Origin of the sequence: Pseudomonas alkylphenolica (genome assembly GCF_000746525.1) — a bacterium.
Taxonomy (GTDB): domain Bacteria; phylum Pseudomonadota; class Gammaproteobacteria; order Pseudomonadales; family Pseudomonadaceae; genus Aquipseudomonas; species Aquipseudomonas alkylphenolica.
The window spans coordinates 4,575,060-4,589,504 of record NZ_CP009048.1 but is presented as its reverse complement, the minus strand read 5'-3'; the positions used below and the strand labels follow the sequence as shown (position 1 = coordinate 4,589,504).

Genomic DNA, 14,445 nt, shown 5'->3' with positions numbered 1-14,445 from the left:
TCCGGTTGATGTAAAATGGCGCTCCTTTTCACCGGACTGGCCTGATCATCGGGCAGTCCTGGAATCCTTCCCTCTGAGGACCTGAAATGACCCGTATCGGAACCCCATTGTCGCCGACCGCGACCCGCGTACTGCTCTGTGGCTGTGGCGAGCTGGGCAAGGAAGTGGTGATTGAACTGCAACGCCTGGGCGTTGAAGTGATTGCCGTGGACCGTTACGCCAATGCCCCGGCCATGCAAGTGGCCCATCGCAGCCATGTCATCAACATGCTCGATGGCGCAGCACTGCGGGCGGTGATCGAGGCCGAGAAGCCGCACTACATCGTGCCGGAAATCGAAGCCATTGCCACCGCGACTCTGGTCGAGCTGGAAAACGAAGGCTTCAACGTGGTGCCGACCGCGCGTGCCACGCAGCTGACCATGAACCGCGAAGGCATTCGCCGTCTGGCGGCCGAAGAGCTGGATCTGCCAACCTCGCCTTACCACTTTGCCGATACCTTCGAGGACTACCGCAACGCGGTCGACGACCTGGGTTTCCCGTGCGTGGTCAAACCGGTGATGAGTTCCTCGGGCAAGGGCCAGAGCCTGCTGCGCAGTGCTGATGATGTGCAGAAAGCCTGGGACTATGCCCAGGAAGGCGGGCGTGCCGGCAAGGGCCGGGTGATCATTGAAGGCTTCATCGACTTCGACTACGAAATTACCCTGCTGACCGTTCGTCATATCGGTGGCACTACGTTCTGTGCGCCGGTTGGTCATCGTCAGGAGAAGGGCGATTACCAGGAGTCCTGGCAGCCGCAAGCCATGAGCCCGGTGGCGCTGGCCGAATCCGAGCGGGTGGCCAAGGCGGTCACTGAGGCGCTGGGCGGTCGTGGTCTGTTTGGTGTCGAACTGTTCATCAAAGGTGATCAGGTGTGGTTCAGCGAAGTGTCGCCACGTCCGCACGATACCGGTCTGGTGACCCTGATCTCTCAAGACCTGTCGCAGTTCGCCCTGCATGCGCGGGCAATCCTTGGCCTGCCGATCCCACTGATTCGTCAGTTCGGTCCGTCCGCCTCGGCGGTGATTCTGGTCGAGGGTCAATCGCAACAGACGGCTTTCGCCAACCTTGGCGCCGCGTTGAGCGAACCGGATACCGCCATTCGCCTGTTCGGCAAGCCTGAAGTCAACGGTCAGCGCCGCATGGGTGTGTGCCTGGCGCGTGACGAGTCGATCGAGGCTGCGCGGGCCAAGGCGACCCGGGCTTCTCAGGCCGTGAAAGTAGAGTTGTAAATTTTTTCGCGGGGCAAGCCCGCTCCCACAGGTTTTTTAATGGCCTGTGGGAGCGGGCTTGCCCCGCGATGCTTCTACAGCTCCGAATGCCGGGTCTCTTTCAGGCACAGCACGGCAATTAGGCTCAACACCGCCGCTGCCGACACATACCCGCCAACCCAGCTCAAGCCCCCCATCGCCACCAGCTTCTGGGCAAAGAACGGTGCCGCCGAAGCCCCGACGATACCGCCCAGGTTATACGCCGCGGAAGCACCGGTATAACGCACATGGGTCGGAAACAGCTCAGGCAGCAGCGCACCCATCGGCGCGAAGGTCACGCCCATCAAGAACAGCTCGATGGCCAGGAACAGCGCCACCCCGGCAGTGGAACCCGAGGTCAGTAACGGCTGCATGGTAAAGCCCGAGAGAATCGCCAGCACTGCGCCGACAATCAGCACCGGTTTACGCCCGTAGCGATCGCTGAGCCAGGCTGACAGCGGTGTGGCCAGGGCCATGAACAGCACCGCAAAGCACAGCAGGCCAAGGAAAGTTTCGCGGCTGTAACCCAGGGTCGATACGCCATAGCTGAGCGAGAACACCGTGGAGATGTAGAACAGCGCGTAACACACCACCATGGCCGAAGCCCCCAGCAAAACCGGCATCCAGTAGTGCGAGAAGAGTTCGATCACCGGCATTTTCACCCGCTCGTGACGCGCCACGGCCTTGGCGAAAATTGGCGTTTCTTCGAGTTTAAGGCGCACATACAGGCCAACGATCACCAGCGCCGCGCTGAGCAGGAAAGGAATCCGCCAGCCCCAGCTACGGAACTGCTCGTCCGTGAGGGTCATCGCCAGGGTCAGGAACAGACCATTTGCGGCCAGAAAACCAATCGAGGGGCCCAACTGCGGGAACATGCCGAACCAGGCCCGTTTGCCTTTCGGTGCGTTCTCGGTGGCCAGCAGCGCCGCGCCGCCCCATTCGCCACCAAGGCCCAGGCCCTGGCCGAAGCGCAGTACGCAGAGCAGGATCGGTGCCCAGGCGCCAATGCTGTCATAGCCCGGCAGCACGCCGATCAGCGTGGTACACACGCCCATCAGCAGCAGCGAGGCGACCAGGGTCGATTTGCGCCCGATACGGTCACCGAAATGGCCGAACAGGGCAGAGCCCAGAGGGCGGGCGAGGAAGGCGATGCCGAAGGTGAGGAACGCCGAGAGCATCTGTGCGGTGCCGGAGGTCTGCGGGAAGAACACCGGGCCGATCACCAGCGCGGCAGCGGTGGCGTAGACGTAGAAATCGTAGAACTCGATGGCGGTGCCGATAAAGCTGGCGGTGGCCACCCGTGCCGGCGAGTTGCCGGGGCTGGCCTGGGCCGTTTCGGAGTAGGTGCTGCTGGTCGTCATGCGATTATCCCTGACAGTCGAGTGCTCCATGGACGCCGTTGCCGGCCTGCACGGGCAGGCATCAGCACACAGGCGCCGCAAGCGGGAGCCGAAGCGTATTGTTGTTGGTCGCGTGACTGAGCATACGCCCGTTGGGGATAGGGGCGGCGCAGGCAATGTTCGGGGTGTGAAGCAATGCCGGAAAAGCGCGCTATTCAGTTGTGCGGGCTGGCCGGGAGACGCTGGGAGCGGGTAGCAAGCGAGACGGCCAGGCTGGGTAAGCGTGCTCCGAGTATAGCTAGCGAGTCACGGTCCAGACCAGTATGCGGCTGGCACAATTGTCTTCTGTTTCGAGGATTTCCAGGCGATAACGGCCGATCTTCAGGCATACCGCACTGGCCGGAATGCTTTCCAGCGCTTCGGTAACCAGGCCGTTGAGGGTCTTCGGCCCGTCGCTGGGCAGGTGCCAGCCGAGGCTGCGGTTAAGCTCGCGAATCGATACGGTACCTTCAATGACGAAGCGCCCGTCGCCCTGCGGGTGAATGTGCGGGTTGTCCTGGTGGTGCTCGTCTTCGAATTCGCCGACGATCTCCTCGAGAATGTCTTCGAGGGTGACGATGCCCAATACCTCGCCATATTCGTCGACCACCACGCCGAGGCGCCGCTGTTGCTTGTGGAAGTTGAGCAACTGCAATTGCAGGGGCGTGCTTTCCGGGACGAAGTAGGGGTCGTAACAGGCCGCCTGCAGGGCCTCGCGGGTCAATTCGGCCTTGGGCAGCAGGTGACTGATCAGCTTGGTGTTGAGGATGGCTTCGACCTGGTTGATGTCGCTGTGGTACACCGGCAGGCGGGTGTGGCGGCTGATGATCAGTTGCTCGATGATCGCCTCGATCGAGTCGTCGAGGTTGATACCGTCAACGTCGTTGCGCGGCACCAGAATGTCATTGACGGTGATCTTGTCCAGCGCCAGCAGGCTTTCGGGCAGATTCAAGCGATGGTCGGCGTGCAGGTGTTCTTCGGCGTCGGAATCGTCGTCCTGCTCGTGCAGGCTCACCGCATGCGGCTGGATGCGAAACGGGCGCAGCAGCAATCGCGCGCAGCCATCGAGCAGCCAGGCCAGGGGCTGGAGCAGCTTGAGCGGCGCTTTGAGCAGGCTGTTGCCCAGGGCAATGAAGGTGTGCGGATTGCGCCGGGCCAGTTGCCGTGGCAGGTATTCGGCCAGCACCAGCAGTACGACAGCGGCGCCCAGCCCGGCCAGCCAGAAACCGTGCTCACCGCTGTAGCGCTGACCCAGCAGACAGGCCAGGGCCAGCACCAGCAGTTTGCCCAGGGTCGAGCAGAGCACCAGGGCCTGTGGCGCGACCGCCAGTTCCGGGTGTTCGTCGGTCAGGCCGTTGCGCCGGGCGCTATTGAGTTGTTGCTGGGCGGCGTCCACCGCAGTGAACAGCGCCGACCAGAGCAGGGCCAGTACCAGTATGCCAAGCAAGGGGCCTAACGGCAGCGCGTCCATTAACTGTGCCCGTCAGATATGCAGGATGAATTCGCGTACCAGCTTGCTGCCGAAGTAGGCCAGCATCAGCAGGCAGAACCCGGCCAGGGTCCAGCGGATTGCCTTGTGACCGCGCCAGCCCAGACGGGTGCGGCCCCACAGCAGCACACTGAAGACTATCCAGGCCACGCAGGCCAGCAAGGTCTTGTGCACCAGGTGCTGGGCAAACAGGTTGTCGAGGAACAGCCAGCCGGAAATCAGCGACAGCGACAGCAGCCCCCAGCCGGCCCAGAGAAAGCCGAACAGCAGGCTTTCCATGGTTTGCAGGGGCGGGAAGTTCTTGATCAGCCCCGAAGGGTGCTTGTGTTTGAGCTGGTGATCTTGAAGCAGCAGCAACAGCGCCTGGAACACGGCGATGGTGAACATGCCGTAGGCCAGGATCGACAGCAGAATATGCGCCAGAATCCCCGGTTCTTCGTTGATCAGCGGCACCGTGCCCGGTGGCGCGAACTGTGAAGTCAGCGCCGTCAGCATGCCCAGCGGGAACAACAGCAGCAGCAGGTTTTCCACCGGAATGCGCAGGCAGGCCAGCAAGGTCAGGGTAATCACCGCCGTGGCGATCAGACTGGCGGCACTGAAGAAGTCCAGGCTCAGGCCCAGGGGCGTGAGCAACTGCCAGAACAGTGCCGTGCCCTGGGCGACAACCGCCAGCGCGCCCAGCAGGCCGAGCAGGCGTTTGTCGGCCTTGGCGCCTTGCGCCAGACGGGAGCCTTGATAGAGAGTCGCGGCGGCATACAGGCAGGCGGCGATCAGGTTGGGTAGCAAACTGGGTGACAAGGGGAGCATAAGTCCTGTTAGGCAAGCCCGAAAAGAATTGAGTTTGGCATAGAACGCGCCTGTCAAGGAAGACTGCCAGCCGACGGCGAGGTGTGCGCTTGCCCGAGTCTTCGTTATAATCGCCGATCTGCCCCTGCCCAAGGCCCGTCGAATACGCCAGAGGCAGCTGATAAACCTCGGTTCTACAGAGCCTGAAAGGATCACCATGTTTGAAAACCTGACCGACCGTCTGTCACAGACGCTGCGCCATGTCACTGGCAAGGCCAAGCTGACCGAAGACAACATCAAAGACACCCTGCGTGAAGTGCGTATGGCGTTGCTCGAGGCTGACGTCGCCCTGCCGGTGGTCAAGGATTTCGTCAACAAGATCAAGGAGCGCGCGGTCGGCACCGAGGTGTCGCGCAGCCTGACCCCGGGCCAGGCATTCGTGAAGATTGTCCAGGCCGAGCTCGAAGGCATGATGGGTGCGGCCAACGAAGAGCTGACGCTCAACGCCGCGCCGCCAGCGGTGGTCTTGATGGCCGGTTTGCAGGGTGCGGGTAAGACCACCACCGCCGGCAAGCTGGCGCGCTTCCTGAAAGAGCGCAAGAAGAAGTCGGTGATGGTGGTGTCGGCTGACGTCTACCGTCCGGCGGCGATCAAACAGCTGGAGACACTGGCGGGCGATATCGGCGTTACCTTCTTCCCGTCCGACATCAGCCAGAAGCCAGTGGCCATCGCTGAAGCGGCGATCCGTGAAGCCAAGTTGAAGTTCATCGACGTGGTCATCGTCGACACCGCCGGTCGTCTGCACATCGACGCCGAGATGATGACCGAGATCAAGGACCTGCACGCCGCGGTCAAGCCGATCGAGACCTTGTTCGTGGTCGACGCCATGACCGGTCAGGATGCTGCCAACACCGCCAAGGCGTTTGGTGATGCGCTGCCGCTGACCGGTGTGATCCTGACCAAGGTCGATGGCGACGCCCGTGGCGGTGCCGCGCTGTCGGTGCGGGCCATTACCGGCAAGCCGATCAAGTTCATCGGTATGGGCGAGAAGAGCGAAGCGCTCGAGCCGTTCCACCCCGACCGTATTGCTTCGCGCATCCTTGGCATGGGCGACGTACTCAGCCTGATCGAGCAGGCCGAGCAAACCCTCGACAAGGAAAAGGCCGACAAACTGGCCAAGAAGCTGAAGAAGGGCAAGGGCTTCGATCTCGAAGACTTCCGTGACCAGCTGCAACAGATGAAGAACATGGGCGGCCTCGGCGGCCTCATGGACAAGCTGCCAAGCATCGGCGGGGTCAACCTGGCGCAGATGGGCAATGCCCAGGGCGCAGCCGAAAAGCAGTTCAAACAGATGGAAGCGATCATCAACTCCATGACCCCGGCCGAGCGCCGCGACCCTGAGCTGATCAGCGGTTCGCGCAAGCGCCGGATCGCCATGGGCTCCGGCACCCAGGTGCAGGATATCGGTCGCCTGATCAAGCAGCACAAGCAGATGCAGAAGATGATGAAGAAGTTTTCTGCCAAAGGTGGCATGGCGAAAATGATGCGCGGCCTGGGCGGTATGATGCCCGGCGGCGGCATGCCCAAGCTGTAACCCTATTCAGGTCGTCGGCGCGAATGCGCGCCGGCGATTGGAACCCGCCCCGGGCAAAAGCTGCGAGCCTCGGTGGGAGCGGGCTTGCCCCGCGATGCGATTTTTCTGACAAAACGCAATCGCGGGGCAAGCCCGCTCCCACCGAAGTGAACACCTTAGCCCATCGGGCGGGACACTGTTGCCTTATATAAGGCAGCGTTATTCGCAAATCTGCAGGCAGGCCTATTTGCCCCGGTAAAAAGGCATTTGCAAAAGTCCGGATATTCCTTGAGAATATGCGGCCTTTCGGGCACCCGTGTGCCCGCTGTGCATTATGATTTGCAGCACCGACTACAGGAACGATGTTCAATGCTAACCATCCGTCTTGCCCGTGGTGGCTCTAAAAAGCGCCCATTTTACACCCTGACCGTGACCGACTCGCGTAACCCGGTTACCGGTTCGCACATCGAGCAGGTTGGTTTCTTCAACCCTATCGCTCGTGGTCAGGAAGTTCGTCTGTCCGTTAAAGAAGACCGCGTTGCTCACTGGCTGAGCGTTGGCGCACAGCCGTCCGAGCGCGTTGCTCAACTGCTGAAACAAGCTGCCAAGGCTGCTGCCTGAGCACGATGAGCGCGACGCCAGAAAAAGCTGATGACTTGATCGTTGTCGGCAAGATTTTTTCGGTTCACGGCGTTCGCGGCGAGGTGAAGGTCTTTTCCTTTACCGATCCGATTGAAAACCTGTTGGATTACCGTAACTGGACGCTTCGGCACGAAGGGAAGGTAAAACAGGTCGAGCTGGTCAGTGGCCGTTCCACTCAAAAGGACCTGGTCGCCAAGCTCAAAGGCCTCGACGATCGTGATGAAGCACGTCTTCTGAGCGGTTATGAGATTTGTATCTCGCGTAGCCTTTTGCCCAACCTGCCTAGCGACGAGTACTACTGGTACCAGTTGGTAGGTCTGAAAGTCATCAACCAGGACGAACAGCTGTTCGGCAAGGTTGATCACCTGTTGGAGACCGGCGCGAACGATGTAATGGTGGTCAAGCCCTGCGCGGGCAGCCTGGATGATCGTGAACGCCTGTTGCCCTATACAGAGCAATGCGTGTTGAAGATCGACCTGGTTGCAGGCGAGATGAGGGTGGAATGGGATGCGGACTTCTAAGCAATGGCCAGCCTGCGCGTAGATGTCATTACGTTGTTCCCCGAGATGTTCTCGGCCATCAGTGAGTACGGCATTACCAGCCGCGCGGTGAAACAGGGGTTGTTGCAACTGACCTGCTGGAATCCGCGGGACTACACCACAGATCGTCACCATACGGTGGATGATCGGCCGTTTGGCGGTGGTCCGGGCATGGTGATGAAGATCAAGCCTCTGGAAGACGCCCTGGTACATGCCAGGCAGGCAACCGGAGAGGCGGCGAAGGTGATTTACCTGAGCCCGCAAGGCCGCAAGCTGACTCAGTCGGCGGTCAAAGACCTGGCGAAGCACGAATCGTTGATTCTGATAGCCGGTCGTTACGAAGGCATTGACGAGCGTTTTATTGAAGCTCATGTCGATGAAGAGTGGTCGATTGGCGACTATGTCCTGTCTGGTGGCGAGCTACCGGCGATGGTCCTGATTGATGCGGTTACGCGACTGCTGCCCGGAGCTTTAGGGCATGCGGACTCGGCGGAGGAAGATTCCTTCACCGATGGTCTGCTTGATTGCCCGCACTACACCCGACCGGAGGTGTATGCGGATCAGCGTGTTCCCGACGTGTTGCTTAGTGGCAACCATGCACACATCCGGCGATGGCGTTTACAGCAGTCCCTTGGGCGGACCTATGAACGACGCGCCGATCTTCTGGAAAGTCGCTCACTTTCTGGAGAAGAGAAGAAGCTGCTCGAGGAGTATCTCCGAGAGCGGGACGATAGTTAACGTATCGATGGTAGATCCGACGATTTACCTTAGGAGCACAGCATGACCAACAAAATCATTCAGCAGATCGAAGCTGAGCAGATGTCCAAAGAGATCCCGACCTTTGCCCCGGGCGACACCATCGTCGTTCAGGTGAAAGTGAAGGAAGGCGATCGTTCGCGTCTGCAGGCTTTCGAAGGCGTTGTAATCGCCAAGCGTAACCGTGGTCTGAACAGCGCTTTCACTGTTCGCAAGATCTCCAACGGTGTTGGTGTAGAGCGTACTTTCCAGACCTACAGCCCGCAAATCGACAGCCTGGCCGTGAAACGTCGTGGTGACGTGCGTAAAGCCAAGCTGTACTACCTGCGCGACCTGTCCGGTAAAGCCGCTCGCATCAAGGAAAAACTGTCCTGATGACAGTTTGACCGGCGGCTGCAGCCGCCATGCGAAAAAAGCAGCCTTCGGGCTGCTTTTTTGTTGTCTGCAATTTGTCCCAGATGTGAAGTTTATGAGCCCCAGAGAGCAGGAAATCGAACGCCGCACCGAACTGTCGGTGACCCGTGTCACCAAAGCGGTGTTCCCGTCCACCACCAACCACCACAACACCCTGTTTGGCGGAACCGCCCTGGCCTGGATGGACGAAGTGTCGTTCATCGCCGCCACGCGCTTCTGCCGTTTGCCGCTGGTGACCGTGTCTACCGACCGGATCGACTTCAAGCACCCGATTGCCGCTGGTTCCATTGTCGAGCTGGTCGGTCGGGTGGCTGCGGTCGGCAATACCAGTCTCAAGGTCGAAGTCGAGGTGTTTGTCGAAAGCATGAGTTGCGACAGCCGCGAGAAGGCCATTCACGGCTTGTTCAGCTTTGTTGCCATCGATGACGACAAGCGGCCGGTGCCGGTTCTACCCGGATTCTGAACAATTTATCGCGGGGCAAGCCCGCTCCCACTGGTGAGGTGATGCCGGTGGGAGCGGGCTTGCCCCGCGATCAGCTTCGCTCCGGCTGAATCAACGCCACCACCGTCCACCCAGCCCCCGGCTTGAGTACACTGTCCGGTCCGAACACATGCACCCAGCCACTGGCGTCCCGGGCAAACAGCAAGGTCGCCCGCTCGCCATGCAGGGCCTGATAGTCCTCCCAGCCAAAGGTCTCGGTCAGGTGGGTGCTGTACAGCTCGGCGCCCTGATGTAGCTGGTTGGCCAGTTGCACGTATGTCAGGGCCTGGGTGCCGAGGACGTGCCCGCGATGTTCATCGCTGGCGCGATGCTTGTCACTGCGCCGTGCCTCCAGGCCGCTGGCCAGCACGAACAGGCGCGCGTGGCCAAAGTCATGACGAAAACGTGCGCAGGCCAGGGTGTTCAGTTCTCCTGAAGGCGAAAGCCCGAGCAAGTGACCGAGGCCAACCAGGTCCAGGTGGGCGTCGGCATGCTGTGACGCCGGGTTGCCAAAGTAGGTCGGCAGCCCCTCCATGCGCGCGGCACGGATGTTTTCCCAGCTCGAATCGGTCAACAGCACCCGGCAGTCGAGTTGTTGCAGCGCCTTGGCAATGATCCGTGCAGGTGGGTTGGCACCGACGATCAGAAAGCCGCTGGGGGCGGGCTCGGCCACTTTCAGCAGGCGGGCCAGTGGCCGCGCCGTAGCGCTTTGCAGCACCACGGTGCCGATGATCACGGCAAAGGTCAGCGGCACCAGCAGCAGGGCGCCTTGGTGGCCGGCCTCGTGCAGGCGGATGGCAAAGATCGCCGACACCGCTGCCGCGACGATCCCGCGAGGGGCGATCCAGCTCAGCAAGGCCCGTTCCCGCCAGTTCAACTGCGAGCCCCAGGTCGACAGTGCGACGTTCAGCGGCCGGGCAATCAGCTGGATCACCAGCAACAGTGCCAGTACCGCTGGCCCTAGACCGATCAGGGCATGCAGGTCCAGCCGTGCGGCGAGGAGGATGAACAGCCCGGAAATCAGCAGCACGCTCAGGTTTTCCTTGAAGTGCAGGATCTGCCGGACATCCACGCCTTTCATGTTGGCCAGCCACATGCCCATGATGGTTACCGCCAGCAAGCCGGATTCGTGCATCACCTGATTGGCAGCAATGAAAATGCCCAGCACTGCAGCCAGCGACGCCAGGTTGTGCAGGTACTCGGGCAGCCATTGCTGGCGCATGACCTGCCCCAGTATCCAGCCGCCGGCGGCGCCGAACGCACTGCCGCAGAGGATCACCCCGGCAAAGGTTATCAGGCTCTGGCTCAGGCCGTTGCCCGCTGCACTGGCAATGATGAAGCTGTACACCACCACCGCCAGCAGGGCGCCGATGGGGTCGATGACGATGCCTTCCCAGCGCAGGATGTTGGCAATCGTCGATTTCGGTCGCACCACGCGCAACATCGGCACAATGACGGTGGGGCCGGTAACCAGGGTCAAGGTGCCGAACAAGGTCGCCAGCATCCAGTCGAAGTCGAGCAGCCAATGGGTGGCCAGGGTGATGATGAGCCAGGTAGACAGCGCGCCAAGGGTGACCATGCGCCGGACCACCGTACCGATCTCGCGCCATTGCGACAGGTGCAGGGTCAGGCTGCCTTCGAACAGGATCAGCGCCACGGCCAGCGACACCAGGGGCATCAGTAGCGGGCCGAACATCGCTTGCGGGTCAAGCCAGCCGAGGATCGGTCCGGCGAGAATGCCGCTGAGCAGGAGAAAGAGGATGGCCGGCAGTTTCAGGCGCCAGGCCAGCCACTGGCAGGCAAGGGCAGCGCCTCCGATGCCACCGAAGGTCAGCAATATCTGTTGCTCGCTCATTCCAATTCCCTATGCCGTCCGTGTTGTGGAAGACTAGCGGCAATTTTTCGTTTCTGTCTTTTGCCTTCGAGTTGTCATGCCCGCACTAGAGCATCCTCTGATCGACCAGTTCCTCGATGCCCTGTGGCTGGAAAAAGGCCTGGCCGACAATACCCGCGAGTCGTACCGCAGTGATCTGGCGCTGTTCAATGGCTGGCTTCAGGAGCACGGCGTGGCATTGCCTGATGCCGGGCGCGAGATGATTCATGATCACTTGGCGTGGCGCCTGGATCAAGGCTACAAACCGCGATCGACCGCGCGCTTTCTCTCTGGTATGCGTGGCTTCTATCGCTATTTGCTGAGGGAAAAGCTGATTGCTGTCGATCCGACCTTGCAGGTCGACATGCCACAGTTGGGCCGGCCGCTGCCCAAATCCCTGTCGGAAGAAGACGTGGAGGCGTTGCTGCAGGCGCCAGACCTGGGCGAGCCGATCGGTCAGCGCGACCGGGCCATGCTCGAAGTCCTCTATGCCTGCGGCTTGCGGGTCACCGAGCTGGTGAGCCTGACCCTGGATCAGGTCAACCTGCGCCAGGGGGTGTTGCGGGTGATGGGCAAAGGCAGCAAGGAGCGCCTGGTACCCATGGGCGAAGAAGCGGTGGTATGGATCGAGCGCTATCTGCGCGACGGGCGCAACGAGCTGCTCGGCGGGCGTCCGAGTGATGTGCTGTTTCCCAGCTTGCGCGGCGAGCAGATGACCCGGCAGACCTTCTGGCACCGGATCAAACATCAGGCTCAGGCCGCCGGCATCAGTAAAAGCCTGTCGCCGCACACCTTGCGCCATGCGTTTGCTACGCATCTGCTCAATCACGGTGCCGACTTGCGGGTGGTACAGATGCTGCTGGGTCACAGTGATCTGTCGACCACACAGATCTACACCCATGTCGCCCGGGCACGCTTGCAGGAACTGCACGCCAGGCATCACCCACGCGGCTGATCGCGTAGCGCTTGTATCGCCGGGGGCGGTCTGGGCGGGCATGATGTGGTAGGCTTGGACGGTTTGCATCAAGGGCCCTACGACCACCGTCCTTTCAGGACGTGCGTTGCTTGCCTGGCCCTTTGCCCGCCTTCAGGAGTTCCCATGCGCGTGACCCAGATTATCGCCACCGCCGCCCTGGCGCTGGTCAGCACTTTTGCCGCTGCCGCCGACAACGCCGAGCAGGCGATCCGCAAGACCCTGCAGTCCCTGGAAATCGGTGTGCCGGTCGAGAGCGTTGTCTCAAGCCCGTTGAACGGTCTGTACGAAGTCAAGCTGGAAGGCGGCCGTGTACTGTACGCCAGCGCCGACGGCCAGTTCGTCGTGCAGGGCTATCTGTTCCAGATCCAGAACGGCAAGCCGGTCAACCTGACGGAAAAAACCGAGCGTCAGGCCATCGCCAAGAGCATCAATGCTATTCCAGCCGCGGAGATGGTGGTTTATCCTGCCAAGGGCGAAACCAAATCGCACATCACTGTGTTTACCGACACGACCTGCCCGTACTGCCACAAGCTGCACGCCGAAGTTCCTGAGTTAAACCGCCGCGGTATTGAAGTGCGCTACGTTGCCTTCCCGCGCCAGGGCCTCGGCTCCCCGGGCGACGAACAACTGCAAGCTGTCTGGTGTTCCAGCGACCGCAAGGCCGCGCTGGACAAGATGATCGACGGCAAAGAAATCAAGGCTGCCAAGTGTGCCAACCCGGTCAGCAAACAATTCCAGCTGGGCCAGTCGATTGGTGTCAACGGGACCCCGGCCATCGTCCTTGAGGACGGTCAGGTGATCCCGGGTTATCAACCGGCGCCGCAGGTTGCCAAGCTGGCGTTGGCCGGCGGTAAATAATTCAACAAGCGAGCCGTCACCATGGGGAGACGGCTGTTATCACGGACGGCTTCGCGTCGTTCGTTCAATGGGGAGTTCACAGTGAAACCGGTCAAAGTAGGCATCTGTGGGTTGGGGACCGTCGGTGGCGGTACCTTCAATGTACTTCAGCGTAACGCCGAGGAAATCGCCCGCCGCGCCGGGCGTGGTATCGAAGTGGCACAGATTGCCATGCGTTCGCCAAACCCGAATTGCCAGATTACCGGTACCCCCATTACCGCTGATGTATTCGAGGTCGCAACGAACCCGGAAATCGACATTGTCATCGAACTGATCGGCGGTTACACCGTGGCCCGCGAGCTGGTGCTCAAGGCCATCGACAGTGGCAAGCATGTGGTCACCGCCAACAAGGCGCTGATCGCCGTGCATGGCAACGAGATTTTCGCCAAGGCGCGCGAGAAGGGCGTCATCGTCGCCTTCGAAGCAGCCGTGGCTGGCGGTATTCCGGTAATCAAGGCGATCCGCGAAGGATTGTCGGCCAACCGCATCAACTGGGTTGCCGGGATCATCAACGGTACCGGTAACTTCATCCTGACCGAAATGCGCGAGAAAGGCCGTACGTTCCCTGACGTGCTGGCCGAAGCCCAGGCGCTGGGCTATGCCGAAGCCGATCCGACCTTCGACGTCGAAGGCATCGATGCTGCGCACAAGCTGACCATCCTGGCCTCCATCGCCTTTGGTATTCCGCTGCAGTTCGACAAGGCTTACACCGAAGGCATCACCCAGCTGACCACCGCCGATGTGAACTACGCAGAAGCCCTCGGCTACCGTATCAAGCACCTCGGTGTGGCGCGCAGCACTGCCAACGGCATCGAGCTGCGCGTGCACCCGACGCTGATCCCGGCCGACCGCCTGATCGCCAACGTTAACGGCGTCATGAACGCGGTCATGGTCAACGGTGATGCCGCAGGTTCGACCCTGTTCTACGGCGCTGGCGCCGGCATGGAGCCTACCGCATCGTCGGTCGTCGCCGACCTGGTCGACGTGGTCCGCGCGATGACCTCCGATCCGGAAAACCGCGTACCGCACCTGGCCTTCCAGCCGGACTCGCTGTCGGCCCACCCGATCCTGCCGATCGAAGCCTGCGAATCGGCCTACTACCTGCGTATCCAGGCCAAGGATCACCCGGGCGTTCTGGCTCAGGTGGCAAGCATCCTTTCGGAGCGCGGTATCAACATCGAATCGATCATGCAGAAGGAAGTCGAGGAACAAGACGGCCTGGTGCCAATGATCCTGCTCACCCACAGTGTGCTCGAACAACGTATGAACGATGCCATTACCGCCCTGGAAGCCTTGCAGGATGTGGTCGGCAATGTCGTGCGTATCCGCGTCGAACAACTGAACTGAGCAGTCT

General features: G+C 61.0%; 14 protein-coding genes. 10 read left to right on the top strand and 4 right to left on the bottom strand.

Annotation, left to right across the window (positions count from 1 at the left end; translation table 11 throughout):
* Positions 1-86: 86 nt before the first annotated feature.
* Positions 87-1,268 (top strand): formate-dependent phosphoribosylglycinamide formyltransferase, encoded by a 1,182-nt coding sequence (gene purT / locus PSAKL28_RS21025; protein WP_038614174.1) that lies wholly within the window; start codon positions 87-89, stop codon positions 1,266-1,268.
* 74 nt (positions 1,269-1,342) lie between these two features.
* Here purT and PSAKL28_RS21020 read toward each other — a convergent pair whose 3' ends face one another.
* The 3 genes from PSAKL28_RS21020 to PSAKL28_RS21010 all read right to left on the bottom strand — a co-directional run bounded on the left by PSAKL28_RS21020 (position 1,343) and on the right by PSAKL28_RS21010 (position 4,961).
* Entirely contained in the window at positions 1,343-2,647 is a 1,305-nt protein-coding gene (locus tag PSAKL28_RS21020; protein WP_038614172.1) for an MFS transporter, read from the bottom strand.
* A gap of 277 nt (positions 2,648-2,924) precedes the next feature.
* Entirely contained in the window at positions 2,925-4,136 is a 1,212-nt protein-coding gene (locus PSAKL28_RS21015) for a transporter associated domain-containing protein (protein WP_038614169.1), read from the bottom strand.
* A 12-nt stretch (positions 4,137-4,148) separates the two neighbouring features.
* Positions 4,149-4,961, bottom strand: a complete 813-nt coding sequence (locus PSAKL28_RS21010; protein WP_038614167.1) for a cytochrome C assembly family protein — start codon at positions 4,959-4,961, stop codon at positions 4,149-4,151.
* Positions 4,962-5,157: 196 nt separating this feature from the next.
* Between PSAKL28_RS21010 and ffh the strand changes: the two genes are divergently transcribed.
* The 6 genes from ffh to PSAKL28_RS20980 all read left to right on the top strand — a co-directional run bounded on the left by ffh (position 5,158) and on the right by PSAKL28_RS20980 (position 9,327).
* Positions 5,158-6,534 (top strand): signal recognition particle protein, encoded by a 1,377-nt coding sequence (gene ffh, locus PSAKL28_RS21005; protein ID WP_038614165.1) that lies wholly within the window; start codon positions 5,158-5,160, stop codon positions 6,532-6,534.
* Positions 6,535-6,882: 348 nt separating this feature from the next.
* Positions 6,883-7,134, top strand: a complete 252-nt coding sequence (gene rpsP, locus PSAKL28_RS21000) for a 30S ribosomal protein S16 (protein ID WP_038614163.1) — start codon at positions 6,883-6,885, stop codon at positions 7,132-7,134.
* A gap of 5 nt (positions 7,135-7,139) precedes the next feature.
* Positions 7,140-7,676, top strand: coding sequence for a ribosome maturation factor RimM (rimM, locus tag PSAKL28_RS20995; RefSeq protein WP_038614161.1), 537 nt, complete (start codon positions 7,140-7,142; stop codon positions 7,674-7,676).
* 3 nt (positions 7,677-7,679) lie between these two features.
* A complete protein-coding gene (gene trmD / locus PSAKL28_RS20990; protein ID WP_038614159.1) occupies positions 7,680-8,432 on the top strand; it encodes a tRNA (guanosine(37)-N1)-methyltransferase TrmD in 753 nt (250 codons plus the stop codon).
* Between the two features lie 42 nt (positions 8,433-8,474).
* Positions 8,475-8,825: a 50S ribosomal protein L19 gene (gene rplS / locus PSAKL28_RS20985; RefSeq protein WP_010220244.1), complete on the top strand. Its 351-nt coding sequence runs from the start codon at positions 8,475-8,477 to the stop codon at positions 8,823-8,825.
* Between the two features lie 94 nt (positions 8,826-8,919).
* Positions 8,920-9,327 carry an acyl-CoA thioesterase gene (locus tag PSAKL28_RS20980; RefSeq protein WP_038616912.1) on the top strand — a complete coding sequence of 136 codons (408 nt, stop codon included), beginning with the start codon at positions 8,920-8,922 and terminating at the stop codon, positions 9,325-9,327.
* 70 nt (positions 9,328-9,397) lie between these two features.
* Here the strand turns inward: PSAKL28_RS20980 and PSAKL28_RS20975 are convergent, their stop codons facing one another.
* Complete coding sequence (locus PSAKL28_RS20975; RefSeq protein ID WP_038614156.1) at positions 9,398-11,200, bottom strand: cation:proton antiporter; 1,803 nt, start codon at positions 11,198-11,200, stop codon at positions 9,398-9,400.
* A gap of 76 nt (positions 11,201-11,276) precedes the next feature.
* Between PSAKL28_RS20975 and xerD the strand changes: the two genes are divergently transcribed.
* The 3 genes from xerD to PSAKL28_RS20960 all read left to right on the top strand — a co-directional run bounded on the left by xerD (position 11,277) and on the right by PSAKL28_RS20960 (position 14,438).
* On the top strand, positions 11,277-12,173 hold the full coding sequence (gene xerD, locus PSAKL28_RS20970; protein WP_038614153.1) for a site-specific tyrosine recombinase XerD: 897 nt from the start codon (positions 11,277-11,279) through the stop codon (positions 12,171-12,173).
* 144 nt (positions 12,174-12,317) lie between these two features.
* Entirely contained in the window at positions 12,318-13,052 is a 735-nt protein-coding gene (gene dsbC, locus PSAKL28_RS20965; protein ID WP_038614151.1) for a bifunctional protein-disulfide isomerase/oxidoreductase DsbC, read from the top strand.
* A gap of 81 nt (positions 13,053-13,133) precedes the next feature.
* A complete protein-coding gene (locus PSAKL28_RS20960; protein ID WP_038614148.1) occupies positions 13,134-14,438 on the top strand; it encodes a homoserine dehydrogenase in 1,305 nt (434 codons plus the stop codon).
* The last annotated feature ends 7 nt before the right edge of the window (positions 14,439-14,445 follow it).